Source organism: Planktothrix prolifica NIVA-CYA 540 (assembly GCF_963864145.1).
Classification (GTDB): domain Bacteria; phylum Cyanobacteriota; class Cyanobacteriia; order Cyanobacteriales; family Microcoleaceae; genus Planktothrix; species Planktothrix agardhii.
The window spans coordinates 5,419,368-5,445,863 of record NZ_CAWLTW010000001.1; the positions used below are offsets into that span (position 1 = coordinate 5,419,368).

28 protein-coding genes and 1 pseudogene are annotated in these 26,496 nt (G+C 40.1%); 20 read left to right on the forward strand and 9 right to left on the reverse strand.

Annotated elements, in window-relative coordinates:
- Nucleotides 1-9 precede the first annotated feature (9 nt).
- The 6 genes from AC559H_RS24215 (at nt 10) to AC559H_RS24240 (ending at nt 6,146) form a co-directional block, all read left to right on the forward strand.
- Nucleotides 10-231 carry a hypothetical protein gene (locus tag AC559H_RS24215; RefSeq protein ID WP_036832171.1) on the forward strand — a complete coding sequence of 74 codons (222 nt, stop codon included), beginning with the start codon at nt 10-12 and terminating at the stop codon, nt 229-231.
- Between the two features lie 106 nt (nt 232-337).
- A complete protein-coding gene (ppc, locus tag AC559H_RS24220) occupies nt 338-3,436 on the forward strand; it encodes a phosphoenolpyruvate carboxylase (RefSeq protein ID WP_026794648.1) in 3,099 nt (1,032 codons plus the stop codon).
- 167 nt (nt 3,437-3,603) lie between these two features.
- On the forward strand, nt 3,604-4,086 hold the full coding sequence (locus AC559H_RS24225) for a hypothetical protein (RefSeq protein WP_026794647.1): 483 nt from the start codon (nt 3,604-3,606) through the stop codon (nt 4,084-4,086).
- On the forward strand, nt 4,025-4,366 hold the full coding sequence (locus tag AC559H_RS24230; protein WP_051319569.1) for a hypothetical protein: 342 nt from the start codon (nt 4,025-4,027) through the stop codon (nt 4,364-4,366). Before AC559H_RS24225 ends, AC559H_RS24230 begins: the two co-directional genes overlap by 62 nt.
- A 621-nt stretch (nt 4,367-4,987) precedes the next feature.
- Nucleotides 4,988-5,590, forward strand: coding sequence for a hypothetical protein (locus AC559H_RS24235; protein WP_026794646.1), 603 nt, complete (start codon nt 4,988-4,990; stop codon nt 5,588-5,590).
- Nucleotides 5,591-5,648: 58 nt separating this feature from the next.
- Nucleotides 5,649-6,146, forward strand: coding sequence for a type III secretion system chaperone family protein (locus AC559H_RS24240; RefSeq protein WP_026786205.1), 498 nt, complete (start codon nt 5,649-5,651; stop codon nt 6,144-6,146).
- A gap of 55 nt (nt 6,147-6,201) precedes the next feature.
- Here AC559H_RS24240 and AC559H_RS24245 read toward each other — a convergent pair whose 3' ends face one another.
- The gene (locus AC559H_RS24245; RefSeq protein ID WP_026794645.1) at nt 6,202-8,655 is read right to left on the reverse strand and encodes a putative PEP-binding protein; all 2,454 of its coding nucleotides are present in this window, start codon (nt 8,653-8,655) and stop codon (nt 6,202-6,204) included.
- A gap of 45 nt (nt 8,656-8,700) precedes the next feature.
- On the opposite strand from AC559H_RS24245, the gene AC559H_RS24250 reads away from it, so the two are divergent.
- Nucleotides 8,701-9,366 carry a ComF family protein gene (locus AC559H_RS24250; protein WP_233422912.1) on the forward strand — a complete coding sequence of 222 codons (666 nt, stop codon included), beginning with the start codon at nt 8,701-8,703 and terminating at the stop codon, nt 9,364-9,366.
- A gap of 98 nt (nt 9,367-9,464) precedes the next feature.
- Complete coding sequence (locus AC559H_RS24255) at nt 9,465-10,172, forward strand: calcium-binding protein (protein WP_051319568.1); 708 nt, start codon at nt 9,465-9,467, stop codon at nt 10,170-10,172.
- 52 nt (nt 10,173-10,224) lie between these two features.
- Here AC559H_RS24255 and AC559H_RS24260 read toward each other — a convergent pair whose 3' ends face one another.
- On the reverse strand, nt 10,225-10,428 hold the full coding sequence (locus AC559H_RS24260; RefSeq protein ID WP_071782562.1) for a PTS sugar transporter subunit IIB: 204 nt from the start codon (nt 10,426-10,428) through the stop codon (nt 10,225-10,227).
- Complete coding sequence (locus AC559H_RS24265) at nt 10,388-10,606, reverse strand: PTS transporter subunit EIIC (protein WP_071782563.1); 219 nt, start codon at nt 10,604-10,606, stop codon at nt 10,388-10,390. The genes AC559H_RS24260 and AC559H_RS24265 overlap by 41 nt, the downstream gene beginning before the upstream one ends.
- A gap of 169 nt (nt 10,607-10,775) precedes the next feature.
- Between AC559H_RS24265 and AC559H_RS24270 the strand changes: the two are divergent.
- Nucleotides 10,776-10,994, forward strand: a pseudogene (locus AC559H_RS24270) (IS701 family transposase); the annotation flags it as partial.
- Nucleotides 10,995-11,145: 151 nt separating this feature from the next.
- Here the strand turns inward: AC559H_RS24270 and AC559H_RS24275 are convergent.
- The 4 genes from AC559H_RS24275 to AC559H_RS24290 form a co-directional block, all read right to left on the reverse strand.
- Entirely contained in the window at nt 11,146-11,655 is a 510-nt protein-coding gene (locus AC559H_RS24275) for a hypothetical protein (RefSeq protein ID WP_202806307.1), read from the reverse strand.
- Between the two features lie 143 nt (nt 11,656-11,798).
- Nucleotides 11,799-12,401: a hypothetical protein gene (locus AC559H_RS24280; RefSeq protein WP_026794643.1), complete on the reverse strand. Its 603-nt coding sequence runs from the start codon at nt 12,399-12,401 to the stop codon at nt 11,799-11,801.
- A 64-nt stretch (nt 12,402-12,465) separates the two neighbouring features.
- Nucleotides 12,466-13,302, reverse strand: a complete 837-nt coding sequence (locus AC559H_RS24285) for a calcium-binding protein (protein ID WP_026794642.1) — start codon at nt 13,300-13,302, stop codon at nt 12,466-12,468.
- A gap of 85 nt (nt 13,303-13,387) precedes the next feature.
- A complete protein-coding gene (locus tag AC559H_RS24290) occupies nt 13,388-13,537 on the reverse strand; it encodes a hypothetical protein (RefSeq protein ID WP_155806167.1) in 150 nt (49 codons plus the stop codon).
- A gap of 130 nt (nt 13,538-13,667) precedes the next feature.
- On the opposite strand from AC559H_RS24290, the gene AC559H_RS24295 reads away from it, so the two are divergent.
- From AC559H_RS24295 to AC559H_RS24345, 11 genes are all read left to right on the forward strand, one after another.
- Nucleotides 13,668-14,171: a helix-turn-helix transcriptional regulator gene (locus AC559H_RS24295; RefSeq protein ID WP_026794641.1), complete on the forward strand. Its 504-nt coding sequence runs from the start codon at nt 13,668-13,670 to the stop codon at nt 14,169-14,171.
- Between the two features lie 110 nt (nt 14,172-14,281).
- Nucleotides 14,282-14,932, forward strand: a complete 651-nt coding sequence (locus AC559H_RS24300; protein WP_330943094.1) for a Uma2 family endonuclease — start codon at nt 14,282-14,284, stop codon at nt 14,930-14,932.
- A 147-nt stretch (nt 14,933-15,079) separates the two neighbouring features.
- Nucleotides 15,080-15,589 (forward strand): DUF2808 domain-containing protein, encoded by a 510-nt coding sequence (locus AC559H_RS24305; protein WP_026794639.1) that lies wholly within the window; start codon nt 15,080-15,082, stop codon nt 15,587-15,589.
- A 116-nt stretch (nt 15,590-15,705) separates the two neighbouring features.
- On the forward strand, nt 15,706-15,843 hold the full coding sequence (gene rpmH / locus AC559H_RS24310) for a 50S ribosomal protein L34 (RefSeq protein WP_071782564.1): 138 nt from the start codon (nt 15,706-15,708) through the stop codon (nt 15,841-15,843).
- 109 nt (nt 15,844-15,952) lie between these two features.
- Nucleotides 15,953-16,357, forward strand: coding sequence for a ribonuclease P protein component (gene rnpA, locus AC559H_RS24315; RefSeq protein ID WP_026794638.1), 405 nt, complete (start codon nt 15,953-15,955; stop codon nt 16,355-16,357).
- Nucleotides 16,329-16,721, forward strand: a complete 393-nt coding sequence (locus tag AC559H_RS24320; protein WP_026786219.1) for a PH domain-containing protein — start codon at nt 16,329-16,331, stop codon at nt 16,719-16,721. The genes rnpA and AC559H_RS24320 overlap by 29 nt, the downstream gene beginning before the upstream one ends.
- Nucleotides 16,722-16,866: 145 nt before the next feature.
- Nucleotides 16,867-18,024 carry a membrane protein insertase YidC gene (gene yidC, locus AC559H_RS24325; RefSeq protein WP_026794637.1) on the forward strand — a complete coding sequence of 386 codons (1,158 nt, stop codon included), beginning with the start codon at nt 16,867-16,869 and terminating at the stop codon, nt 18,022-18,024.
- Between the two features lie 2 nt (nt 18,025-18,026).
- Nucleotides 18,027-18,503: a Jag family protein gene (locus AC559H_RS24330; RefSeq protein WP_026786221.1), complete on the forward strand. Its 477-nt coding sequence runs from the start codon at nt 18,027-18,029 to the stop codon at nt 18,501-18,503.
- A gap of 54 nt (nt 18,504-18,557) precedes the next feature.
- The gene (locus AC559H_RS24335) at nt 18,558-19,061 is read left to right on the forward strand and encodes a YceD family protein (protein WP_026794636.1); all 504 of its coding nucleotides are present in this window, start codon (nt 18,558-18,560) and stop codon (nt 19,059-19,061) included.
- A gap of 48 nt (nt 19,062-19,109) precedes the next feature.
- On the forward strand, nt 19,110-20,621 hold the full coding sequence (locus AC559H_RS24340) for a Ycf46 family AAA ATPase (RefSeq protein ID WP_026794635.1): 1,512 nt from the start codon (nt 19,110-19,112) through the stop codon (nt 20,619-20,621).
- A gap of 38 nt (nt 20,622-20,659) precedes the next feature.
- Nucleotides 20,660-21,142 (forward strand): SH3 domain-containing protein, encoded by a 483-nt coding sequence (locus tag AC559H_RS24345; RefSeq protein ID WP_431602507.1) that lies wholly within the window; start codon nt 20,660-20,662, stop codon nt 21,140-21,142.
- A gap of 537 nt (nt 21,143-21,679) precedes the next feature.
- Here the strand turns inward: AC559H_RS24345 and AC559H_RS24350 are convergent.
- Nucleotides 21,680-25,849 carry a PAS domain S-box protein gene (locus AC559H_RS24350; RefSeq protein ID WP_026794633.1) on the reverse strand — a complete coding sequence of 1,390 codons (4,170 nt, stop codon included), beginning with the start codon at nt 25,847-25,849 and terminating at the stop codon, nt 21,680-21,682.
- A 54-nt stretch (nt 25,850-25,903) separates the two neighbouring features.
- Complete coding sequence (locus AC559H_RS24355) at nt 25,904-26,398, reverse strand: response regulator (RefSeq protein ID WP_051319566.1); 495 nt, start codon at nt 26,396-26,398, stop codon at nt 25,904-25,906.
- Nucleotides 26,399-26,496 lie beyond the last annotated feature (98 nt).

Genomic DNA, 26,496 nt, shown 5'->3' on the forward strand with positions numbered 1-26,496 from the left:
AAATCATCTATGCAACCCACCCCCACTAATAATCATCCAGTAAAAAGTCCCGACCCCATTGCTTTTCCCCAAGAGTGGTTGGTCAGTTTGGCTACTCCACCCCTATTAATCGCTGCACTGGGAACCAAAGCACTCCATGATTTTATGTTGAACCTTAGCACCAACAGCGAAGAAATTTTCCGAGGCGATCGCCTTCCGATTCTGCATTTTCCCGAATCAGACAAAAAATAGAATAGAGAACGGTGACAGATTTGACTGTAAAGTTCTGTGGTTATGCGAGAAATTAGGCAATACAATAAACTGGATATTCTTGCCACACACACAGGAAAAGACGATCATGAGTTCACTGCTCCAATCTTCCGAACAGGCTCCAAATACGGTCGTTTCGTCAAACCCGCCAACCACCACTTCGGATTTATTTTTACGCAATCGTCTCAAGATTATTGAGGATGTCTGGGAGTCCGTTCTCTGTCAAGAGTGCGGTCAACAACTGGTGGATTTACTCCATCAGTTAGCATCCATGACCTCACCGGAAGGACAGGCTGAAGAATTTCAAGGATCGGATTCCCTCAAGTTAATCGAACAGCTTGATATTAACCAGGCTATTCGTGCGGCCAGAGGGTTTGCCTTATATTTTCAACTGATTAATATCGTTGAACAGCACTATGAACAACGGGAACAACAGCTTGCTTATAACCACGGAAAAGGGAAAGCAAAGTCACCTGTCTCCCCGGTGAAATCCATGTCTACTTTCGATACTCGGAATCAACGTTTTTCCGATCAAGAAGAAAGTCCCCTTCCTAATGTCACCAATTACACCGAACAGGATCGGGAGTTAGCAACATTCCATTCCCTATTTCCGATGTTGCGACAGTTAAATGTTCCCGCCCAAAAGATCCAAAGGTTATTAGATCAACTAGATGTGCGGATGGTATTTACGGCTCACCCGACGGAAATTGTTCGCCATACAATTAGAACTAAACAGCGTCGCATTGCCACTATCCTAGAACAACTTGATCAAATTGATGAAAGTTTTGGCGGACTCAGAACTGAGGAGCTAGGAGAATCTTCCATTATGTCGGAATTGACAGAAGAACTCCATGAAAACTTGACCGAAGAAATTCGGCTGTGGTGGCGTACCGATGAACTCCACCAATTTAAACCTACGGTTTTGGATGAGGTAGATTATTCCCTGCACTATTTTCAGGAAGTTATATTTGACACCATTCCTCAACTTTATAAGCGCTTAAAACACGCTTTAAATGTTTCTTTTCCCTATCTGAAATTACCTAAACATGATTTTTGTAAATTCGGATCTTGGGTGGGTTCAGATCGAGACGGAAATCCATCGGTAACACCGGAAGTTACCTGGAAAACTGCTTGTTATCAGCGTCATGTTGTCCTAGAAAAATATATTGAAGCGGTGAAACGCCTCAATCGGTTATTGAGTTTATCCTTACATTGGAGTGATGTTCTTCCCGAATTATTAGAATCTTTGGATCGAGATCAGGGACAATTACCTGATATCTATGATCAAACCGCCATTCGCTATCGTCAAGAACCCTATCGTTTAAAACTTTCTTATGTCCAAAAACGGTTAGAAAATACTCGCGATCGCAATTGGCAAATGTACAATAATGCCGAAATGTCTCGCATCCGAGAGCGTCTGGTTCCTGACCACGAAGCCAGTAAATTATACCGTTCTGGGAATGATTTCTTGGTGGAGTTGAAAATGATTCAACGCAACCTAGAGGAAACCGGAATGAACTGTCAAGAACTGGAAAATCTCATCTGTCAGGTGGAGGTTTTTGGGTTTAGTTTAGCCCGGTTAGATATGCGTCAAGAGTCTTCAATTCATTGTAATGCTCTGAACGAAATTACTAACTATTTGCAAGTCTTACCCAAACCCTATACCGAGCTTTCAGAAGCCGAAAGATGTATATGGTTAGCAACAGAACTCCAAACCCGTCGCCCCCTAATTCCGGCGGAATTACCGTTTTCTGAAAAAACCTGCGAAACCATTACCACCTTTAGGGTAATGCGGGAATTACAACAGGAATTTGGGCCGGAAATTTGCCAAACCTATATTATTAGTATGAGTAATGAAGCCAGTGATTTACTGGAAGTTTTACTCTTGGCAAAAGAAGCCGGACTTTATGATCCAGCCACCGGAATTGGGAATGTTATTGTTGTTCCTCTGTTTGAAACGGTAGAAGATCTCAAACGTGCTCCCCGGGTGATGACAACTCTGTTTGAATTACCTTTATATCGGGCAATGTTAGCTGGAGGTTATGAACAATATAAACTTGTGAGTCACGATCCCGATCTATCTCTACAAGAGATTATGTTAGGCTATTCCGATAGTAATAAAGATTCGGGTTTCTTGAGCAGTAACTGGGAAATTCATAAAGCCCAAAAAGCCTTGCAGAAAGTGTCTGAATCTTATAAAGTCGGTCTGCGAATCTTTCACGGACGCGGGGGTTCGGTGGGTCGAGGCGGTGGCCCAGCCTACAAAGCGGTTTTGGCTCAACCGGGCCGCAGTATTAATGGCCGGATTAAAATTACCGAACAGGGGGAAGTCCTGGCGTCTAAATATTCCCTCCCGCAGTTGGCTTTATTTAATCTCGAAAGCGTCACCACCGCAGCCATCCAAGCCAGTCTTCTCCATAACGGTTTTGATGAGATTGATCCCTGGAATCAAATTATGGAGGAGTTATCAATGCGATCGCGGGCGCACTATCGGGCTTTAATTTATGAAGAACCCGATTTACCCGAATTCTTCCATCAAGTTACCCCGATCCAAGAAATTAGCCAACTACAAATCAGTTCTCGCCCCGCCCGTCGTAGTGGTGATCAGAAAAAGGATATTTCTGGTTTAAGGGCGATTCCCTGGGTATTTAGCTGGACTCAGAGCCGTTTTTTACTGCCTTCTTGGTATGGTGTGGGAACCGCTTTACAGGCGTTTATCAACGAGGAACCCCAGGAAAATCTGAAACTCCTGCGGTATTTCTACGTTAAATGGCCATTCTTTAAAGTGTTGATTTCCAAGACGGAAATGACCTTGGCTAAAGTCGATATGGAAATCGCCCATCACTACGTTCGGGAGTTAAGTCATCCCGATGATCTCGAACGGTTTGAGATATTATTCCAACAAATCCTCGCCGAATACAATCTCACCATTCAGTTAGTCCAAGAAATTACCGGACATCAACAACTATTAGAAGATGATCCCGTCCTACAGCGTTCGGTGCAGTTACGCAATGCCACGATTATTCCTCTAGGTTTATTACAAGTGGCTTTGTTAAAACGGTTACGTCAACACGGAAAATCCGTGGCTTCGGGTGTCGTCCATTCCCGTTATAGCAAGGGTGAATTACTCCGAGGCGCCCTATTAACTATTAACGGCATTGCCGCCGGAATGCGAAATACGGGCTGATCTTTTCAGTCATCAGCCCCCAGACCTCCTACGGGGGTTTGGGGGTCAGTTATCAGTTTTATACGGGATGTGCTAAAATTGGTTCAGGTTTTCAAGGTTTTTGTCAAAAGAAAAAAGACATCTTCGATGATTAAAACCATTTGTCACATCTTATGGAGGTGACGTTAGTGACTACAGTAGTGATAGTTAATCCTTATGAAATTAAACACTTTAAGTATGGAGTAGTAGTCAATCCATCAAAATTTATTCTTGTAGGAAAAAAATTACATAGATTGGCAAAAACTATTCAAAAAGAATGGCATAATTTTGAAGAAGAAGATAAGGATTTGTTGATCAAATTGGCTTATGATTTAATAGAGCCAAACAATAGTATTTGGAAATTTCCTCAACAAGTTTGGTCTTTTGTTTATTTATTAATAATTAAAATAACTGGACAAGAAAGAGAATTCCTTTTTTGCGTTGATGCTATTGATGGTTTAGTTGATACTATTCTTGATGCTATCGAACAAGAAAATAAAAGTTATCAAGAAGTATTATCAGACACTTTAAAAGAGGTTAGAGATAATCCTGAAATTGGAGAATTTGTTGATGCAAAACAAGGAAGCCAATGGCTTAGAGATTTATCAGATAAAGCGTTTAGAGAAATTTGATAAAAGTTATAATGATTTAATCAAAAAACACTATCGCAAAAGCAAAAAGGCTGAACAGGAATTTCGCAATTTGATTGAAGATTTTATCAAAAATCCAGAGTTTTTAAGTAATCCTTCTTCGGATAGTTTTTCAGATAGTTTAAGTTTTCCATCTGATACTTCTGAAGATGGATTTCAATTTAGAAAAAAGCGATGGCGAAGATTACCCTCTCAACCACCAGATAAGGATTTAAAACGACAAATTAACCTGGCAAAAGAAGATACTAAGGAATATAAATAGCATCTTTGGCTGGGATTGTCTGCACTGGTAGGATTAATTTCAACCGTTAATATATTTTTAGGGACGACGCGGAAATTATAAATTAACGGGTAAGTATTGTCCGGTGTATTAATTAAAATTGTGCTGGTTTCTCCGGGTTGACGTTCGACTTTGACTAAAAATTCTTCAGTTTTACCAGGTGCTAACCGTTGGGAATGATCATTAGCTAAGGCATAAACTAGGGTTTGATTGGTTTTATTTCACAGTCTGACCGTAATCAATTGACTCGGATCAACTGTTGCTTGTACATTCGAGTCCGATGGTGATGATGTCTGGTCAAATAGTTGAGCGATACTCGGAGAACTCAACCCGACACTCAGAGTCGCCACCAGGGTCGCTAAGGCTAAAATACGATATTAAACATAAACTCACTTCAACGCAATCACACCTCCATTAATCCGCTTATCAACCTTCGATCCGGAAAGGGAAAGGTGTCTTTTGCCTTGCGGTCTATAAAAAAACATGATATTGATCAGAAGTTGCATTATAATTCGTAAGTGGGCAGAAAGCAATATTAATGGCTGCTAACGGCACACTAGATAGCTGAGTTTACTTGATTCTTGAGCCAGTCAATCCTAATTTATGCAATCAAACCTTGTTCGTCTGAATATTCCTAGTGGTTGGGCAATCACTGATAATTCTTTTGGGGATGAAGATCCGTTTGTACAGGATGGTCGCATTCTCAATCAGCATTTTTATCATGAAAACTTGCTAGTGATTCAATCAATTGAGTTTAAGGAAACAGACTGGATTATTAATCAAAAGGGTTATACTTTAAAACTCGGTTGGTATCCCCATGCTGATCCTAATGGATGCTATCGGTTAGAGTTATTACCCAGAAATTCTGAGCAAGAGGGACTAGAATTTCAGTCCAAAGACAGGGAAAGAATTCGTCAAGTTATTGAACAGTGTTTTGATTTGATTAGTCGCGGAGTTGATGGTGAGGAAATTAAATGGACAATTGAACAGAGTGATAAAACCTTTGAAAAAAATTCTCGTTTAGGATCGGGAATTAGAAAAAAAATTCAAGATTATAACCGATATCAAAATCGTTTTTATTATGGTCAACTTTACTCCTTGTATCCCCCCATTTATTATGAATTAACTAATATTGTTTACCGGAGTGCTAAAGCAAATAAAATTGCGTATAATATGCCAACGCCAGATAACTCCCATCGAGCGTAATTGTTAAAGCCACTATTCAAAGAACTTTGTAGATATAGGAAAATTAAGGATGTTTACTGTGTCAGAACAAAACCCGGAATTACTTTCTCAAGAATACCCATCAGATCGGCCTGTATTTGATGTTCTCATTGACTTTATGACCCTAGATGGTTGGGTTTATAGAGAAATTGAACATCGGCGAGTCTTGGCATTGGGTGTAGAGGGCAAAAACGGCCGATTTGATTGTTATACCATTGTTAGGGAAGAAGAACGGCAAATTGCGGTTTATTCCGTTTCTCCGGTGAAAGTTCCTGACTATAAACGCTATAATATGGCGACATTTATCACCCTGCTCAACTATGGGACAGTGGTGGGAAATTTTGAAATGAATTTTCAAGATGGTGAACTTCGATATAAAACCAGTTTAGATGCGGAAGATGCGGCTCTAAACCCGGCATTGATTAAACATTTAATCTATACCAGTGTCACGACGATGGATGACTATTTACCGGGAATTTTATCGGTGATTTACGGTAATATTTCCCCGGAAGAAGCCTTCCAACGGACTCAATATTAAGGTTGAGGGTTGAGGTGAGGGTTGAGGGCGAGAAGACCTCGCCCCTACCTACTCTCTAAAGATGATGGCGAGAGGTTTCTAGGGGAATCTGTTTTTCTGATTTGGCGATCGCCATATAGGTAGATTCAATGGCATCTAAATTAACGGAAATTGATGTAATTCCCCACCGGACTAAATCTTCAATTAATTCGGGATATAATGCGGGAGCATCTCCACAAATTGAACAAGGAATATTAGCAGTTTTTGCAATTTCAATTAACTGTTTTATCGCTTTTTTAAAAGCCGGATTACTTTCATATAAACCTGGGAATACCTGCATTTGATTTCGATCAATTCCAAATAATAATTGGGTCAGATCATTGGTGCCAATTGAAATCCCTTGAACTCCAGCTTTCACATAATCAGGTAATAAAAATAGAATCGATGGAACTTCCGCCATAATCCACACTTGAAACTCAGGATAATGGCTTAATTGTGATGCTTCGATCCGATTTTTATAAATAGTAAACTCCTCAACGGAACGAATAAAGGGTAAAATCAAATTAATATTTTTATTTCCCAATTCATATACTTTTAATAAAATTTTTAGTTCTAAATCAAATAAAACTAAACGTTCTAAAGAGGGAGAGTGTGAAACTGGAAAATTTCCTCTATTAATACTATTCTCGGAGGATAACTTCCTATTCTGACTTTCCCTATAGTCCACCAGGGGATAAAAATAATTGAATCCCGATACAGATTGTTCTATTTCTCTTAAATCCAAGGCTCGATAATAAACGGGTCTAGGGGATAAAATTTTAGCCATCTGATCAATGAGTTCGGCCATTTCTTGAATAAATTTTTGCTGTTTTTGATGTAAAATCCATTTATTAAAATCATAGGATTTGTCCCCTATTTCCTGAGAAATCCAAGAGTTTATAGTCGGATATTCAGAACGTTTTAATATTTCAAGAGCGATCAATTCTGATCGAAATAGACCTACTCCATCAATCGGTAAAGGTAAAGAATGAAGTCGCTGGATAGAACTCGATTGACTAATATTAACCATTAGGGGTGTAGAGTTTATATAGGTAGGAATTTTAATCGGTTTTTGTTCCTGAAAACTCCATTTTAAAACCCGTTGATCAACTAAATGCTCAGGCTTAATAACATAAACTTCCCCATAATTTCCATCGACAAAAATAGATTCCCCTGTTTTGATTTTGATTGTTGCATTCATGATTCCACAAACAGCAGGTATACCCAATTCTCGCGCCACAATTGCACCATGGCTGGTCATTCCTCCCTTTTCAGCCACAATAGCAACAGTCTGCTTTAATAGGGGTAAATAATTCCAAGTAATTGCCGGAACTACTAACACGGTATTCTCCGGTAATTGTGAGGGTATAGGTTGTGTTTCCGTCAAGATATATGCAGTTCCTTTAGATTTTCCAGACGCCAGAGCTAGTCCTTGAAAATGCTGTTGATGGGTGCTATAATCAGACTTTATTGAAGGAGAAGAAAGAGGGATTTTGGCACATTTAGCCCCGACGATATAGAATTGAGGTTCTCGATCTTGCGGCTGTTGCAATAAACGCCAATCTAATCGAGTTATTGCCGGATTAAACTGTATAATTTTTTGAATAATATTGATTAATTTTTGTAGGTTTTCACGGTTTAGGGAAAATCCTTGTTGGTGTTCAGAAATCCAAGTAGCATGAATCGGAAGTTGAGGATTTTTAATTCCGAATTTTTTTTTAGAAATGGGATATTTTGTCGATTGATCAGGAGCAGATTTTAAATTATAGATAATCGTTTTAGAGCCTAATTTTTGTTGTTGAATCATTCCCGTTTGGGGTTGGATCAAATAAATATCAGCATGGCTTTCTCCCCATAATAGGGAAAATTCCAAACCCCAAGTCGAGTTTATTTCCCAACAGTTAGGGCGAATTTCCACAAAACCGGAAGCGATCGCGGACTGGAGAGGTTGAACTAATACCACCGGACGTAAATTTTGTAATTCAATTTTGTATCGTTGCCAATATAATAAACTTTTTGCCCGAAAAAATTCACAGTAGGCTTGTTTTAATCCCACTAAAGCTTTTTGAGTATGCGCCCACCCGATCACCGAGTCAAAAAGTCCCGATGTCTTTAAGTGATGGGGAGTGTTCAAACTCGGATAAAAAATCAATGCTGAGGTTTTTAATTTGTCAATGCTGTCTTGAATAGGCTGACTCGATGACGGGGGTAAATGACTGTCCATCATTTGTTGACAAAGATGTTGAGCAATAATTTGTAATTGCCGGGGTTGATTGATGTCAAAATACAGAGATAATTCAGGGAAATCAACAAATCGGGGTTCTAACCAATTAATGGTTTCTAAAAACTCCCAAAATAACTGATCCGTAACTACAAAACCGGGTAAAACCGGATGACCCTGATGGAGTAATTGGCTTAAATAAAAGGCTGGCTCCCCGACAAAATCGCGATGATCAGATTGAATTTCGTGAAGCCCATAAAAATTATCCACACTTTGAACTAAATTTAGTAATAACTTGATCTGAAAACCCGAACTGTGAAAGCTCTCCTAAGTTTATTTCTCAAACCCAACTGTCCGTTATGTGACCGACCTGCAACAACAGAACTTTGTGATTATTGCGAACGACAGTTACTTCGCTGTCGGTTTCCCCCTGGGGTTAAATTTACCTCTGAGGTGCCGCTTTGTGTCTGGGGACAGTACAAAGATGTTCTCAAACGAGCGATCGCTGCTCTCAAATATAATCATCATACCGAATTAGCTAAACCTTTGGGCTATGGATTGGCACAAACTTGGTTATCGACTCCCGGGTTAGGGATCTCCCCTGTGACCGTCGTACCCATTCCCCTCCACCCAGCTAAGTTAAAAAAACGCGGGTTTAATCAAGCAGAACTGTTGGCGAAAAGTTTTTGTGAATTAACGGGTTTATCCCTATCTTCTCACGGTTTAGAACGAATTAAACAAACGGAAGCACTCCATGAACTTTCGCCCGATCAACGTTTAAAAGAAATGCAAAGTGTATTTAATATTGGTCAGGATTTCCGACGTCGCCCTCCCCAGGGTTCGGTTTTAATTTTAGATGATATTTATACTACAGGTGCAACGGTTAAATCAGCCATTTCTCAATTCCAAAAGTCGGGAATTTCTGTTGCAGGTATTGTGGCGATCGCCACTACTCAGAAATCAGTCATCAGTCATCAGTAATCAGTTAAGTAAAATAAATATTAATTTTAGTTGACAATAACCAACAATTGCTTTATTAATGATAACTTATAACTGATAACTAATAACTAATTAAAAAAATGACTTTAATTTTAGGAACTGAAGCAGCCGATAATCTAACTGGATTGATTGAAAACGATGAAATTTACGGGCTAGGGGGAGATGACACCCTGCAAGGTCTTGAGGGCGATGATACGATTAATGGCAATCTAGGAGCAGATATTATTTATGGTAGTCCAGGGAATGATCTGCTATTTGGAGGAAAAGACGACGATGTTCTGATTGGAGAATCAGGTAAAAATCAAATTTTTGGTAACTTAGGTTCAGATTTATTATTTGGAGGAAATGATAGTGATTCTTTGTTTGGAGGTCAAGGAATTGATCTCCTAGCGGGTGGTGGGGGAAATGATTATGTTTCCGGTGATCTTGGGGATGATTTTATTGCGGGGATTGATGTTAATTCAACCACTCCAGGGGCGGGTGAAATTGATACTTTAGTTGGGGGTGCGGGATTAGATGGATTTTACTTAGGTAGTTCTGATTCTAGCACCTATTACGCCGCCGGAGGTTTAACGGATTTTGCCTTTATTAGTGATTTTACTGTAGGTCAAGATTACTTTGCTTATAAAACTAATGATGTAATTACTTTTAAAGATTTAACCTTATCCGGGTATGGAACCGGAGCAGGTATTTATGTTAATAAATCGGGTTTAGAAGAACTGATTGCATTTTTACCTGGAGTCCAAGCCAATCAACTCAATCTTAACACTGATTTTAAACCTATCTAATACAGATAACCACTAGAGACGCGCCGTGGCACGTCTCTACACTGATGACTGATTACTGATTTCTTACATATTGTTCTGCACCCAAACCGACTAATAGATGTAAAATACCGTCGGGTAAACGTAAAATTCCTTCCACACCTGCGGCTTTTAATTTATCTTCATCAACCAGGTTATTATCAATAATTTTAACTCGTAATCGAGTTAAGGCGACAGCATCAACGCTTTGAATATTCTGTCCTATTGGTAATTGGATCAAGAAATGATCCGATTTGAAAAAAGAAAGGAACATTCCAAATATGATATAATCCAAAGGGTAATAATAAGCGCTCCACAAGCCCATAAATTGCGGCGGTAAGACTAACATTGCCACCGGATGTGGCGGCATTTGCAGCCGTAGAAATCGCGGCTCCAATGGGCGGCCAGACCACGCTCATTTTGAATGCGATCGCCCATTTTAACTTTAGGGCTAAATCCTTGACCCCGCAATGTCACCGTATCTACTCATCTTCAACCATATCTTCGTTGATCAAAATATCTTGTTCCTCTGCTTCTACATTAACAGGACTTACGCAGCTATGCTATGCGTAGCGTAGCCCTGTATGGGAAATCAAACAGTTAACCGGGATAGAATCTTGTCAATGTCGCTGAGGGAGAATTCAAAAAAACCATATTGCTTGCGCTTTATTAGTTTGGACGTTTCTCTCAACAACAGCGAGGAAAGTTTCTCAAACTGTTTATGAATTAAAAGCTAATTTATTGTCTAAATACCTTACCCAAGAGCTTAAATATCCGTCTTTGAAGCTAAAATTTATTGAGCTTTAAAACTCATGAATTTAGACTAATTTAATCCGGGTTCCTTGCGATTCTTTGAGCTAAATCGCCGAAAATCGCTCGGTTTTCTATGTGCTATATGTAGCGCAATTGCGTAAGTCCTGAAGTGAAATTTAATTCTAGCTATCAGCATAATACCAATTTAACGAACAGGTTTAAATCCCTGGACAAAATCAATCCATGAATCCACTTTTGAACCTGTAATATCTAAAATCGGAATAGAACGAGTTCTAGGAATCGGTGGCCCAGCTTCTTCTTGAGAGTATTCAATCACTGTTGATTCAGCTTGACCTAAACCATAGCGGTTAACCATTCGATTAGCAAGGTCACAACTAATAAAGAATTCGCCCATATTAATTTGACCATTGCCAGCATAATATAACCAAGTTCTTGATCCGGCATTAATCTGTTGACAATCGTAATAAGTCACTTCAAACATTTTAGCGATATGCACATCATAAAGCCTCAATTTTCCCCCATAAGCAGCACGAGTTGTATCTCGGTCAGGAACAGTCATTGTATAAATTCCTTCGCCATGTTGTAACCTCACGGGAACTGCGGTAGACTGCGCCAAGACTAATGTAGAATTGCCAATTAGTTCAATCAATGGAATGATTGATACAATTAAAAATTTACCAAAATTGTTCAGCATTGAAATTTGCTCATAGAAAGGATAATGTTGATATGATATCCGGTGAAATCCACAAAATCTCCGTAGGGGCGGGTTCACCCAGATATTGAATACCCATCAAAGATTTTACTAAACCCCCCCTTCTTCTATCTCAAATATTAATTTTATTTTGAGATTAAATTAGAAAAAACTAAAATTTTAAATAGCCACCCACTAATAATTAACATGACTGATACAGCTAAAGCCGAGCCATTTTCAGGTATTTTTGAAATTTGATTACAACCTGTGTAAATCATTAAAATTGTATAAGTCATAGCTATTACAGCAAAAATAGCAATGATTTCCAAGTTGATAAAACCCAAAAAGTAAGAAATTAAAATTAATAATGATATAGGAATTAAAGCTGTACCTGCAATAAATATATCTCCTTTTATACTGCCATAACCTCTGAATAATTTACGGGTTAAAAAGCTAGATCCAGCAATACTTAAGAAACTGGTAATACTCAGAGCAATTAGGTTGAAAACAGATATTTCAGAAATTGAATTCTGACTTTTGAATTTATTAAATGCTAAGATTATACAAAGAACGTAAGCTACACCAAAAGTAATTCCCACTCCTAATGCTCTTTTTTCTCCTAATCCTTGAAAAAAGATAGGTAGACCCCCTACAGGATTAACTAAGAAAATTTTTAATCCTTGAATAGCATCATTGAGCGTTGATTTAACTTGACTAGCAACCAAGTTTTGCTTTTCTTTGTCGTTCATAGTTCGATCACCAATAAAATAAGGGACTGAATGATATTTCCAAAATCAAATCAGAAAAGTTAAGCTAAATAATCACAAAATCATTAGCAGTTAGAGTAAAGTTATCTCGATCTCGTCCTAGCACTGCCAGTAACTCACCACTGGACTCAATTTTCAAAAACTTGGTAATATTAGTCCCAAAGTTTTCCTCAACGCTTCCTTGTCCAAAAATACTATCAATCTGTTGCGGTTGGATCTCGCTAATTAATAATTGTTCAAAGGTAACACCAACTAAACCAATTTTATCCTCACTATTGATAAAATCTAAAATTAAGTCAGCATTTTCAGTACCCGTTGGAATTTCATTAAGATCAGCAGTTTTACTGATAATAAAAGTATCTGCTCCACCTGTTTCATAAAGATCACCTCTTAATATATCCTGATCTCGATCTCCAGAAATACTATTGCTCCCTTCATTTCCTGTTAAAATATCTTTACCTTGCCCTCCAAATAGATCAGCATTTCCACTAGAGGATACAGTAATTGAGTCATCTCCTAAATTACCAAATAAAAAGCTTATGCCATTATTACCATCAAAAGAATAACCACTATCTTTGATAATATCATTACCTTGACCTCCATAAATTGTATCATATCCATATTCACCGTATAACGAATCGTTGCCCTCATTACCATATAAAATATCATTATTATCCCTACCTAATATTGTATCATTTCCCTCCATTCCGAACAAAATATCTTTCCCATTAGCTCCAATAATAGAATCTTGTCCTGACAAACCTAATATTGTGTAAGAGATTGTATCTTGATAATTTTCTACTGTAATAGTATCGTTATCAATACTGCCAAAAAATTGACCGAATTGATCCAAATCTGTTTTGGAAATAATATATTTAGCCATGTGTTTTCAATCCTTAAATGTTATAATTTTACAGTTTAATAACAGATCTTCAGATTAATCTGTTATTATTTTGTTATCTCTGCTATTAATCTACGAATTGCTTAAACACGGCAACCCCTTGATTTAACTGCTGGATGGGTTGACCGGACATTGAACCTGAGTTATCCAGTAACAAAACAACTGGACAGCGTGGTTCCTGGTTAATCGCAAAATCCGCTAGATTCCCTGTGGGCATAGGTTTCCTATCTTTCTCTGGTTTGTCGAACTCCTCTGTAACTGATAATAAATTAACTAACTTCTGATTGTCTACTGATTAACGTTAGAATTTATGTTAGAATCGTGTTAGCTGTTTTTATACCCGGAATATGGCTCAAGTGGACAAAATATTTAGCCAAGCGGCCCAAGAGTGGGATTTAGATAGTCTTTATGCTGACTTGGCATCTGCGAAAGGAAAGCATCTCACTCCCATTGAAAAAGCTCATTTAAGGGGGTTGTTGTCTGGCTGTAGTCCCTCGGAAATCGCTCAAAAATTAGAGAAAATTCCCAGAGGCGTAGAGTCTGATTTATGTGCAACGGTTTATAAATATGTAAAGTCTTTGTTAGATAAAGCAGAAAAAGTAGAAAACTGGCGCAAGATTTATGAATGGCTTGATGAATCGGGTTATAAATCTAAGCTGGATAACAAAGTTCCTGTTAAAAATTTATTACCTAAACAAAGCGTTATTAATATCACTACTGTTAATATTGATCAACATCAAATCGTTTTTCAGTTTCATCTAACAATCCCCACATCAGAAATTACTGAACTATCTATACAAGATTGTAATATTGATGAGAATATTGATAATAATCATACGGATAATAATTAAAGTTATTGTTATTGGGTAAATTCCTCTCGTTTCTTGGTTCTACCAGGGAACAAGGATAAAATTTTTATTTTGAATTGTATTAAACTAAAAGTAACTCTTAGAAAAGGGTAATGGTGATGGTGACACTGCAACTCAAGCAACTCAGCGTTCCCCCTGGACAGCGTGTGCTGTTTCTGGATGTAAGCTGGCAAGATTTTGAGGCAATTTTAGCGGAGTTGGGCGAACATCGGGGGGCGCGAGTGGCTTATTTTCAAGGAATTTTGGAGATTAGGATGCCTTTACCAGAACATGAATTTAATAAAGAAATTATTGGAGATATGGTAAAAATTCTGCTAGAAGAACTAGAAATGGAACGGGAGTGTTTTGGATCAACAACATTTAAACGTCAAGGAATGGCGGCTGGAGTTGAACCGGATAATTGTTTTTATATTCAAAATTATCAAGCGATGATTGGAAAAAAACGGTTAGATTTAACGGTTGACCCACCGCCAGATTTAGCCATTGAAGTTGATGTTACTTCTAAAACTCAGTTAAGTGCTTATCAAGCACTAGGTGTTGGAGAACTGTGGCGCTATGAAAATGATCAATTGCAAATTTATGTTCTGCGAAATGGAGAATATATTAAGTCTCAAACTAGCCCAATTTTTCCCAATTTTCCAGTCATAGAAGTAATTTCTCAGTTTGTAGAAATGAGTCGGACAAAGGGGACGAGTGTAGCGTTGAGAGCATTTCGTAAATGGGTATGCGAAAGGATAGAATAATAGAGTTTATAATAATTGTTGCACAAAAACCCGAAAAATGTTATAATCACCTGCTTATTTGGTTGATGTAGATTCTTAATCCTTTAACCTATTTTTGATATAGTTGTTAAAATTTAAACAAAATTTAACTTTTTTACAGGAGCCGATATGCGACGACTATTTTCTGCATTATTAATAACGGGTTTAGCCCTGACAAATTTAGCTAAAATCACCCAAGCCCAGGGTTTACCAGGGATGACCCTGTTAAGTGGCCCCGACAAGACCAACATCTTAAATTATTTTCTCCAAAGCGGACGGTCGGGAGAATGGGATCGTTATAAACTCAGACTTCCGGCTGATAAGTTGAATTTAGCGATCGCCGAAGTTTCCATCACCTATCCCGAATACTATAAAGGCAAAATTGATCCTAAATCAGTACAAATTCGCATTAAAGATAAGCCGATTCCCTTAGAAGACGTGATTTGGGATAAAGAGAACCATATTATCCAAATTTATCCCCAAGAACCGATTCCCGCCGGGACTAAGGTAGAAATCGTTCTCTCTAACGTCAAAAATCCCACCTTTGGGGGCGTTTTCAATTTTAATGCCAATATTCGCTCCCCCGGAGATGTGCCAATGTTGCGTTATGTGGGAACCTGGGTTTTGAGTATTGATTAATATTGTAGTTGTGGAGAAGCTTTTTGCACCCCGCGCCTAAAGTCCCAAAGATGTGATACACTGAAAAATTGTGACTTTTAATTAACAAATTAACAAAAAGGCACCGGAGGTAAGTAATGGCTCAACAAACCCTGCAAGGAACGAACCGCAAAAAGAAAAGAGTTTCTGGCTTCAGAGTAAGAATGCGGACAAAAAACGGTCAAGCAGTTATCAAAGCTCGTCGCAGGAAAGGACGGGCGCGTTTAACGTTTTAAATCCTTGATCCCAATTCAAGAAAACCTATTGCTATTCCCACGAACTCATTGCCATCCTGATGATCAAGCTAAAGGAAATTTTGAATTTGTGGGTAGCAGTACCTAATTAATGTTACCGAAAACCAATCGACTCCGACATCCCAAGGACTTCAAAGCCGTCTATAGCAAAGGACTGCATCGCAAAACCCCTCATTTAACCTTGAGGGCCTTACGAGGTCAACCCCATAGAACAGAACGGAATTTAACCGACTCGTCCTGTGTTCAGCCGACTAGGATGGGCATTTCCATCAGTCAAAAAGTAAGTAAACGGGCCGTGGTTCGGAATCGGATCAAACGTCAAATTAGAGCAGTTTGGCATCAGTTTTTACCCTTGATATCACCGGGTTGGGACGTTGTGATCGTTGTTAAACCAACGGCCGATCAGTGCAATTATTCAGAAATTCTGCAAGAATTAGAAAAGTTGTTGGTAGAAGCAGAGGTTTTAAATGGGTATACGGGAGGAAAGTTTTTATGAGGGAGGCCCGGCGATCGGCGACCTGATTATCAATCTATTAATAGGACTGACGGTTATTGGTATCCCTCTGGCGATTGGGGCGATTGTGCGGGCATTATGGCTGCGCTATCGGATCACGAACCGCCGGATATCTGTGATCGGTGGATGGATGGGACAGGATCGTACCGATATTGTCTATTCAGAAATTATCAAAATCGTGAAGGTTCCCAGAGGACTCGGGACTTGGGGGGATATGGTTGTCACCCTGAAAAATGGATCTCGTCTGGAACTGCGGGCTATTCCTCGATTTCGAGAAGCCTACGACTTTATCCTTGATAAAATCTCACCCCAGGCTCAAAAAGCCAGTGCGATAACCAGCCGATAATCTGGGAAAAGGATGCAGTTTTTTCGGTGTTGAGCCTGAAGCCTGACGGATGGTATGGGTTGTCGCCAACCCACGAATCCAGCGTCGGCTAATGGTTCTTAAAATTATATATATTTTACGCAAGCAGTTCAATAAACTCAAAAGAATGGACTTTGGTATCGGGTTTCTTTCCAATAATTTGATGTTGCCGATCCTAGATTTTTTCTACGGGATCGTGCCTAGTTATGGTTTAGCAATTGTGGCGTTAACCTTAGTGGTTCGCTTCGCGCTTTACCCCTTGAATGCGGGTTCAATTCGCAATATGCGGCGAATGAAAGTCACCCAACCGTTGATGAAAGAACGGGTTGATCAAATCCAACAACAGCATAAAGATGACCCGGTGAAACAACGGGAAGAAATGAGCAGAGTCTACAAAGAACTGGGAAATCCCTTAGCTGGATGTTTCCCGCTTCTGATTCAAATGCCGATTCTTTTTGCTCTGTTTGCCACTTTGCGGGGTTCACCCTTTTCTGATGTCAACTACAGCATAGACCTACAGATTTTACCCCAAGCACAAATTGAACAAGTTCAGCCCCAAGCCTACGCTACTAAAGCTCAAAATTATTATTTCGCCGATGGAATTCATACTTCCGTTGTGGCAATGATTCCCAGTGGTAATCGTGTGGGGGTGAATGAGAAGGTAAAGGTAGAACTCCAAACCGTTGACGGTAAACCCTTAACATCGGAATTGGAAAAATATCCCGAAGTAAACCTAATCCCCACCTGGAAAATTCTGAAGGGGGAAGATAAGATCCAAGTCGGTGAAAACGGTCAAATCCTGGCCTTAGCACCTGGAGATGCCACGATTCAAGTGGGTCTGAGGGGATTAGCTTCGGATAAAGGATTTCTGTTTATTGATGCTTTGGGTCGAGTCGGGGCCGTTGATCCCGATGGTACGATTCACTGGGATATTGTCGGGATGATTCTGGCTTTTGGGGTATCTTTATATCTCAACCAAGTCTTATCGGGACAAGGTTCGAGTAGTGGTAATCCTCAGCAAGATACGATTAATAAAATTACACCTGTGCTGTTCAGTGGGATGTTTTTCTTCTTCCCCCTTCCGGCGGGTGTGTTGCTGTATATGCTGATTGCAAATATCTTCCAAACGGTTCAAGCATTTATTTTGTCCCGGGAACCTCTGCCCGAACACTTGCAAAAAATTGTGGAAGAATCCAGTAAAACCGCTAAATTAGCAACGGTTGATGGGGAAAGAGAAGCATTACCCTTTGAGCCGGGACGTTCTAAGAAAAAGGCGCAGTCGTAGAAATGAATAATAGCGATATACAACAGGGCCAAGAATGGTTGGAGGAATTGCTCAAATTAGGGGCAGTTCCCTCCCAGGTAAAACCTAGTTTAGAAGCGGATTCCTGTTGGTTAACCATTGATCAAGTTAATCTCACCCCGGAACAGGTGGCAACTTTAATCGGCCAGGACGGGGAAGTTTTAGATGCGATTCAATATTTACTCAACGCCATTCATAACCTGGGCAAAGACGACGAGGAGCGCACCTCTTACACCGTAGAACTCAACGGATATCGAACTCAACGTCATTTGGAATTGCGGGCTTTAGCTGACCATGCGGCCAGTCGTGTCCGAGAGACCGGGGGAGAGGTGGAAATTAAATCCCTGTCTTCGGCAGAAAGACGTCTGATTCATTCTTTTCTCGAAGAAAGCGATGATTTAGAAACCTATAGTCGGGGACAGGAACCCGATCGTCGTTTGGTGGTTAAAATAAAAGGCTAGACACCGAAAACTTTGTTTAGCCTTGCTTATTGTACCGCAGGTGGGAAAATAATTATGGACTCCATCTATATCCCAGATTTACTTAGGACACAAAACCGATCTTTAGAATTTGAGTTTCAAGAGTTTTTCCCCGACTTAGAAACTCTAACTCCGGTTCGAGGTCGGATGCGGGTCAGTCATAAAACCACTTATATCGAGGCGGTGGTTCAGGCGGAAACTATTGTTACCCTGACCTGTGACCGATGTTTAAAACAATATAACCATCGGTTAAAGGTCGATACTTCTGAATTGATTTGGTTGATGGCTTCGGTAGATAAAGTCGATGCTTCTAAAGCTGAAGTAGAAATTTCTTTAGATGAACCTGTGGAAAGTCTGCATCCCCAAGGTCATTTTTTACTTGGGGATTGGCTCTATCAACAATTGTGTTTAGCCCTACCCCTACGCCAACTCTGTGAGGGGCCCTGTGAACTTCCCCAACCAATATCAACCGAATCCCAGCCTATTGTCGATCAACGCTGGGCCTCATTACAAGCTCTCAAACCTAATCTACCCAGTTGACCTGACCGTTAATATTCGTGCCAAGCTCCCCGTGTCCTGATTCTTTCTATGAGTAAATTCAATGAGGAATTGAAGTTATTATTGCGATCGCGCTACGCTATTATTTATATTCCGACTTTAGAAGAAGAACGAGTCGAAACTGTAATTAAACAGGCGGCAAAAGATCAAGGCAACCGTGGGGTTTATGTCTGGGATTTTGTGGAAGGATATCAGCAGGGAAATCCTAATGATTTAGGCGCCGGAAAACGCAATCCGTTACAAGCCTTAGAATTTGTAGAAAAATTACCAGAGGCGATGCCTGCTGTCTTTATTCTAAGGGACTTTCATAGATTTTTAGAAGATATTTCAATTTCGCGGAAATTAAGAAATTTAGCCAAAAAATTAAAGTCTCAACCTAAGAATTTAGTAATTATTTCTCCCCAAATTGCGATTCCCTCTGACTTGAGTGAAGTGTTAACGGTTTTAGAATTTCCCTTACCCAATCTAATAGAAATTAAGACGGAAGTTGAACGATTATTAATTACAACAGGACAGCCTTTAGATCCTCGTTTATTAGATGAAATGGTGCGTTCCTGTCAAGGACTTTCGATGGAAAGGATTCGCCGAATTTTAGCAAAGGCGATCGCTACCCATGGAGAATTACAAGAGGATGATATTGAATTAATATTAGAAGAAAAACGCCAAACCATTCGTCAAACTCAAATTTTAGACTTCTATTCTGCCCAGGAAAATATCTCTGATATTGGGGGGTTAGATAATTTAAAAGATTGGTTATTACTCCGGGGAAGTGCCTTTTCAGAACGGGCGAGACAATATGGTTTACCCTATCCCAGAGGGTTATTATTAGTAGGAATCCAAGGAACAGGAAAATCCTTAACGGCAAAAGCGATCGCCCATCATTGGCATTTACCATTATTAAGATTAGATGTGGGGCGTTTATTTGCGGGACTGGTTGGAGAATCGGAATCTCGCACCCGACAAATGATTCAATTAGCAGAAGCCCTAGCTCCTTGTGTGTTATGGATTGATGAAATTGATAAAGCCTTTTCGGGATTAGACGGTAGAGGAGATTCAGGAACCAGTAATCGAGTGTTTGGGACATTTATTACTTGGTTAGCCGAAAAAACCTCCCCGGTTTTTGTGGTCGCAACGGCCAATAATATTCAATCTTTGCCCCCGGAAATGTTAAGAAAGGGGCGATTTGATGAAATTTTCTTTGTGGGATTACCCTATCAAGAAGAACGAAAAGCCATTTTTGAAGTGCATTTATCAAAACTACGTCCCCAAAATATTAGAAACTATGATATAGAACGATTAGCCTATGAAACCCCTGATTTTTCTGGGGCAGAAATTGAACAAACTTTAATTGAAGCGATGCACATTGGCTTTAGTCAAAACCGAGATTTCGTCACCGATGATATTTTAGAAGCAGCGAGTCAAATTGTCCCCTTAGCCAGAACAGCGAAGGAGCAAATTGAGTTTCTGCAAAATTGGGCTGCTGCGGGGAAAGCCCGTTTAGCTTCTCGACAGAGTAGTTTAAATCGTCGCCTATCCGGTTGATGGTATTATAGGTATCTTTAGATCGGGGTTTAAAACCTATGTATAGAACTATTCCCAAAACTATGAATCTTTATGGTGTTTTTAAATTTATTGTTGGTTTTTTTCTGGCAATTTTAATTTTAGCGGGTGCAACGGTCGCTACCGCCTTATATTTTGCAGCCCGTTTATCAGAACTTCCAGAACGTCCGACCTTTCCCAATGATAACCCCCAGGCAAACATAGCTGCAAAGCCAGTTACTCCCCAAGCCGCGGTCACGCCAACCCCGATCCCAACTCCAGAAGCAGAAAAACTTGAACCTGGTGCTTATCAGGCAATTGTGACCCAGCCTATCGGTTTGATTTTACGCGATACTCCCAGTACCGAGGCTAACCGAATTGGTGGGATTGCCTATCAAGAAAAAGTGGTTGTTTTGGGAGAAAGTGATGATAAACAATGGCAAAAAGTGCGGGTTTTGACTGATAGAGATCGCACGGGATGGATTAAAGGTGGAAATACAGAAAAAGTTGAATCTGAAAACTAATTTTTGTATTTCGTTTAGATTGAAATTTTCGGCGATTGAAATCGCTACTACACAAACAAAGTCCGCCTACGCGGACTAAAGAATAAAGGGGGTATTTAAGCCAGATTTTGTATTCGTCGCGATCCCACTTCTTGACACTCCCACCCCTAAAGGATGTGGACTTCTTTGAAGATTTCACGTCAATATTTCTTAGTCCGCGTAGGCGGACTTTGTTTGTAAGTAGGTAGGCTCTATAAAATCTCTCTATGTAAACGATTGTAAATCGTTCTAACGCTCTCTAATGGATGATCTAAGCCTCCTTTACATATTGTTACATGAAAAAGTTTAATCCCGCCTACCTACTTAGCTATATAATTTGATAGTAAAGCCTCGGAAGTTCACCGAAAAATTGGAATGGGTTTCTATTTTTTAGAATTAGTGGAAAATTTGACCCCTATCTGCGGAATGTGGGATGCAAGTCCGTCTTGAGGCATTCGCCTGTGAGTACAGAAGCCGACACTGTACTTGGTACTCCAAGTCAGTGTGGGTAGTTCACATCTATGTCAAAATTTGCTGAATTACAGTGTTGAGTTGACGGAACTTGACGGGTTTAGCGAGATATTCATTGGCTCCCGCCGCTAGACATCTTTCGCGATCGCCTTCCATTGCCAGAGCCGTTAGAGCAATAATCGGAATAGCCGCAATTGATGCGTCAGCCCGAATCAGACCTATCGCTTCTAGACCATCCATACCTGGCATTTGAATATCCATGATGATGATGTCAGGGCTTTCTGATTTTGCCATTGCAACGGCTTCTTCTCCATTTCTAGCGATCGCTATGCGGTAATTGATCGCAGTTAGATAAGCCGTGAAGGTGTCGATATTGGCTTCGTTATCTTCAGCGAGTAAAATAAGCGGTGCATGATCAGGATCTATGACCACTGGCTCTAAAGTAGTCGAAACTGTTGTGGATTCTGGAGCGCTAGACTGGGATATATCATAGGGTAGGGCAACCGAGAAAGAGCTACCTTTGCCGATTTTACTCTCAGCCATGACCTGACCGCCATGTAGTTCGACAATCTGCTTGACTAGGGCTAACCCTAAGCCCGTGCCTTCGTATTGACGATTGAGACTGCTGCTAACTTGCACGAAGGGTTGGAAGAGGCGTTGCAAATCTTTGGGAGCAATGCCAATGCCAGTATCTACGATTTGAAATACGATCATCGGTGAATTCATCAGTTTGATGCGCTGGGGGATTGTTGCCTCTCCTTGCCATGTATCGCCGCCACCAACTGCAACGAGAAGATTTACTTGCCCTTCGCTGGGAGTAAATTTGACAGCATTAGTGAGCAGATTGATTAAAACCTGTCTGATGCGACGCTCTTCGACATTAATCTTGTTGATATTCTTAGGAATGTTGCTGTTGAGTTGCACTTTCTTTTGAAATGCTTGCTGTCTCACAAAGACCAGACTAGAATCACAGAGATTTTTGACTGAGACTGATTCAGTATTTAATTCCATCATCCCTGATGAGATTTTTGATAGATCGAGAATGTCATTAATTAGGGATAGAAGATGTTCGCCGCTTGATTCGACTATACCGATCGCCTTTAATTGCTTTTCGTTTAGCGATCCCAAAATCTCGTCTTTAAGAGATTCTGACATCCCTAAGATTGAATTTAGCGGCGTGCGGAGTTCGTGGCTCATGTTGGCAAGAAATTCATCCTTGAGTTTAGTGGCGCGAAGGAGTTCTTCGTTAATTTTCTGTAGCTGTACTTCGGCTTGTTTGCGATCGCTCAGATCGGTATGCGTACCCATCATCCGCAAGACCTGTCCATCGGCTCCCCGCTCAATCGCTCCGCCTCGAGCTAAAATCCATTTATAGCTACCATCTTTACAACGCAGCCGATGTTCGGTTTCGTAGAGCTGTGTTTCATTATTGAGGTATTTGTTGACATCTGCGTAGCATTGGGCGAGATCGTCGGGATGGACAAGATCTTCCCATGACTTAAATTTATTCTCGATTTCATCGTCTGCATACCCCAGGATACCTTTCCATTGCTTGGAGTAGAAAATTTCATTAGTTTGAACATTCCAGTCAAAAATGCCATCGCCAGCGCGTTCTAAGGCAAATTGCCAACGTTGATCGCTTGCTCTCAATGCGGCTTCGGTAACTTTGCGATCGCTAATATCTGCCAAAATTCCATGACCACCAATGACGATACCTTCAGAATTAATAATCGGTGTGGTATTGATACTCACCCAAATATAGTCACCATTTTGATGGAGATGACGGAATTCAATATTGCTAGTCTTTTGCTGAGAGCGAATAGACTGTTTGTATGCACTGATTAACCCATCAAGGTCATCTGGATGGACTAGATCGGTAAATTTTTTGCCAATCCATTCATTGACTTCTAAGCCAAAGAGAGTTTGAAATTGAGGTGATAGATAGGAGAATGCACCATTTTTATCAGTTGACCAAATTAAGTCGTTAATACCTTCTACCAAACGACGGAATTTCGTTTCGCTCTCAATTAAGGCAATTTCCGCTTCTTTGCGATCGCTAATATCATTTGCAATGCCTAAGAAACCAATAATTTGATCGTTGTCATCCTTAAGTGCTGTGACAGATAGCGAAACGGGAAAGCGAGAACCATCTTTGCGGATATAAGTCCATTCTTGTTCGTTAACAAGATTTCGACGGGATTTGGCAATAAACACTTCAAAACCAACAGGAATATCCTGCTTTAGTTCCTCAGTTAGCTCTGCGGCTCTGTCAATTACCTCTTGGCGATCGTGAATAATCTCAGGCGTATTGCCAATCAGTTCTGAGGGACTGTAACCGAGCATCCTTTCAACTGAAGGATTACAGGTCTGAATAATGCCATTTAAGTCGGTGGAAATGATCGAGTAACTGGTACTTCCTAAGATGGCACTTTGGAGACTGTTAACCTGTGCTAGTTCTTGAGTGCGTTCGGCAACCTTAGTTTCTAGCTCTTGATTGAGTTGCTGAAGTTTTTGTTCAGCGCGTTTGCGATCGCTAATATCTACGGCAATACAAATGGTTTGATCGTCAGAGTCTGTAAGAAGTACCGCACCTATTATTACAGAAACTCGACTACCATCTTTACGAGAATATTGTTTTTCCCAAGGAGTGATCGTGCCATACTCCAATAAATGTGACATCGCATAAAAATCGGCGGCAACATATTCGGGCGGTGTGATTTCGTTCCAACGGATTAAACCCGACTCAAGCTCCTGTCGAGTATATCCAAGCATATCTAGAAAAAGATCATTGGCATCAGTAATTTGCCCCTGCAAATCAGCAGAGAGTGTACCAACTACATCAGATTCAAACAACTGACGAAACCGACTTTCACTCTTTCTCAATTCGAGTTCAGCTTGTTTGCGATCGCTAATATCATTAGAGCAACCAATCACGCGAATGGGATTTTCCATTTCATCCCGAACGAGGGAAAGACGCAAGCTTATATCAATTGTATTTCCTGATTTTGTCCGATTCCGTAGCTCAACTTCATGAGTTCCTTTTTCTAATAGCGGTATCAAGACTGAGGATTGTAGGAGAGGCAAATCTTCAGTTAGATAAAGCATACTAATATTCTGCCCGATCGCTTCATGAGACTCGTATCCATAGAGTTTCTCCGATCCAATGTTCCAAGTGAGGATCGTGCCATCCATCGCCGTCGAAATGACAGCATCATTAATCTGCTCTAGCATTTGCGCTTGCAGTTGTATTTCTTGTGTCCGTTCCTGTACCTTTTCCTCCAGAGAGGCATTCAGGCTTTCCAGATTTTGATAGAGTTCAGCTTGATATAAAGAGATCGCTAAATGTATGGATAGCTGCTGCAATAACTGAATATCTTCTTCATGCCATTGGCGGGGAGCATCACATTGATGCACAATCAGCAAGCCCCACAGGGTATTCATGCCATTAAGCAAGATGGGGGCGACGAGATTTGCCTTTACCTGAAATCTTTCAAGGAGTTGAATATGGCATTCCGTCAGGTTAGCCTCATAAATATCATGCGCCGCAAAGACTTTACCCTTTTGATATTCCCCGCCGAGATTTCCCTGAAAGCAAGTATCTTCGATTTGAGCATTCAAGGATGAATCCCAAGGTGAAATGACCGATTCAGCAACAATTTCCCCACTCATATCGGGATTAAATCGGTAAATGATCACCCGATCAGCAACTAAAAAGCTGCGTATTTCTTGGACAATCGTATTGGAGACATCCTCAAATGTGTGAGATCTACGAATATGTAGCGCCATTGAGGCAATTACTGTTTGCTGTAGTTGCGATCGCCTTAGTTGCTGGATGAGTAAATTATTCTCTTGCACCTGAGCGATACAGGTTAAAAGTGAAACCGCCGTCACATCCCCTTTTACCAAATAATCAGTCGCCCCCAATTTCATGGCGCGTACAGCAATCCGTTCATCTCCCATTCCCGTCAACATGATCACAGGCAGTCTGTTGATTAACCGTTCAGTACCAATTTCTTCTAAAAATTCCAAGCCATCGCCATCGGGCAGATTAATATCCAGCAATACAACATCTGGTTGCTGCGATCGCCACAATTGTAGCCCTTCTTCTAACGTCTCGGCTTCAATAATGCGATAAGAGCGCTCAGAGTCTGATTGTAAATAACGCACATAACTAACGCGATCGCTCTCAGCATCATCGACAATCAAAATTTTTAGCATAAGTTACTTTGTATATTTGATGATTATTTAGAATCGTTAATAGATTTAATAGATTTAGGTTATGAATTGTCCATAACTAGGTAAAACCGCCAACTGAAACCAATTTTGGAATATAACTTGAACAGTCTGTTGCATTTCTTTCACCCCCATTGGCTTAAGCATATAACAATTTGCACTGTACTTGTAGCAGGTTTGGATATCTTGAAGACTATTAGAAGTAGTCAACACAATAATCGGAATTATTTGTAGATCAGGAGATTGCTTAACCATTTTGATAATATCGCGCCCATCGGTATTAGGAAGGTTCAAATCGAGCAGAATGGCAACAGGTATAGGTGCTTTTAGTTCTTGGTATTCCCCTTGACGAAACAGATAGTCTAAAGCCTCATCCCCATCTTGAAATCGGAGAAAGTTATAGGGCGATTTCTCTAACAGGTTTAGTTTTTGAATAGCTCGCCAAAAACTATAAAAGTCTTCATCGCTATCTTCAATAATAACAATAACAGGATGAATAAGATCATCCCAAGGAGAACTCAATAGTCTTTGCATGGTGATAATAAAAAGAGAGGAAAATTTTCTTCTCCCCCCTCTTTAAGCTACCCTGTACACACAAGTCATAAAATCCAGTCAAGTCAACTATTAATCGC

Excerpts from the sequence above, each read along its gene's own strand:
- AC559H_RS24265 (WP_071782563.1), bottom strand. The coding sequence starts at position 10,606 with ATGAGCGTGGTCTGGCCGCCCATTGGAGCCGCGATTTCTACGGCTGCA.
- AC559H_RS24300 (WP_330943094.1), top strand. The coding sequence starts at position 14,282 with ATGGTGATGGTGACACTGCAACTCAAGCAACTCAGCGTTCCCCCTGGA.
- yidC (WP_026794637.1), top strand. The coding sequence starts at position 16,867 with ATGGACTTTGGTATCGGGTTTCTTTCCAATAATTTGATGTTGCCGATC.
- AC559H_RS24320 (WP_026786219.1), top strand. The coding sequence starts at position 16,329 with ATGGGTATACGGGAGGAAAGTTTTTATGAGGGAGGCCCGGCGATCGGC.
- AC559H_RS24255 (WP_051319568.1), top strand. The coding sequence starts at position 9,465 with ATGACTTTAATTTTAGGAACTGAAGCAGCCGATAATCTAACTGGATTG.
- AC559H_RS24275 (WP_202806307.1), bottom strand. The coding sequence starts at position 11,655 with ATGCTGAACAATTTTGGTAAATTTTTAATTGTATCAATCATTCCATTG.
- AC559H_RS24350 (WP_026794633.1), bottom strand. The coding sequence starts at position 25,849 with ATGCTAAAAATTTTGATTGTCGATGATGCTGAGAGCGATCGCGTTAGT.
- AC559H_RS24290 (WP_155806167.1), bottom strand. The coding sequence starts at position 13,537 with ATGCCCACAGGGAATCTAGCGGATTTTGCGATTAACCAGGAACCACGC.
- AC559H_RS24280 (WP_026794643.1), bottom strand. The coding sequence starts at position 12,401 with ATGAACGACAAAGAAAAGCAAAACTTGGTTGCTAGTCAAGTTAAATCA.
- rpmH (WP_071782564.1), top strand. The coding sequence starts at position 15,706 with ATGGCTCAACAAACCCTGCAAGGAACGAACCGCAAAAAGAAAAGAGTT.
- rnpA (WP_026794638.1), top strand. The coding sequence starts at position 15,953 with ATGTTACCGAAAACCAATCGACTCCGACATCCCAAGGACTTCAAAGCC.
- AC559H_RS24355 (WP_051319566.1), bottom strand. The coding sequence starts at position 26,398 with ATGCAAAGACTATTGAGTTCTCCTTGGGATGATCTTATTCATCCTGTT.
- AC559H_RS24235 (WP_026794646.1), top strand. The coding sequence starts at position 4,988 with ATGCAATCAAACCTTGTTCGTCTGAATATTCCTAGTGGTTGGGCAATC.
- AC559H_RS24340 (WP_026794635.1), top strand. The coding sequence starts at position 19,110 with ATGAGTAAATTCAATGAGGAATTGAAGTTATTATTGCGATCGCGCTAC.
- AC559H_RS24215 (WP_036832171.1), top strand. The coding sequence starts at position 10 with ATGCAACCCACCCCCACTAATAATCATCCAGTAAAAAGTCCCGACCCC.
- AC559H_RS24295 (WP_026794641.1), top strand. The coding sequence starts at position 13,668 with ATGGCTCAAGTGGACAAAATATTTAGCCAAGCGGCCCAAGAGTGGGAT.
- AC559H_RS24330 (WP_026786221.1), top strand. The coding sequence starts at position 18,027 with ATGAATAATAGCGATATACAACAGGGCCAAGAATGGTTGGAGGAATTG.
- AC559H_RS24305 (WP_026794639.1), top strand. The coding sequence starts at position 15,080 with ATGCGACGACTATTTTCTGCATTATTAATAACGGGTTTAGCCCTGACA.
- ppc (WP_026794648.1), top strand. The coding sequence starts at position 338 with ATGAGTTCACTGCTCCAATCTTCCGAACAGGCTCCAAATACGGTCGTT.
- AC559H_RS24345 (WP_431602507.1), top strand. The coding sequence starts at position 20,660 with ATGTATAGAACTATTCCCAAAACTATGAATCTTTATGGTGTTTTTAAA.
- AC559H_RS24335 (WP_026794636.1), top strand. The coding sequence starts at position 18,558 with ATGGACTCCATCTATATCCCAGATTTACTTAGGACACAAAACCGATCT.
- AC559H_RS24285 (WP_026794642.1), bottom strand. The coding sequence starts at position 13,302 with ATGGCTAAATATATTATTTCCAAAACAGATTTGGATCAATTCGGTCAA.
- AC559H_RS24230 (WP_051319569.1), top strand. The coding sequence starts at position 4,025 with ATGCAAAACAAGGAAGCCAATGGCTTAGAGATTTATCAGATAAAGCGT.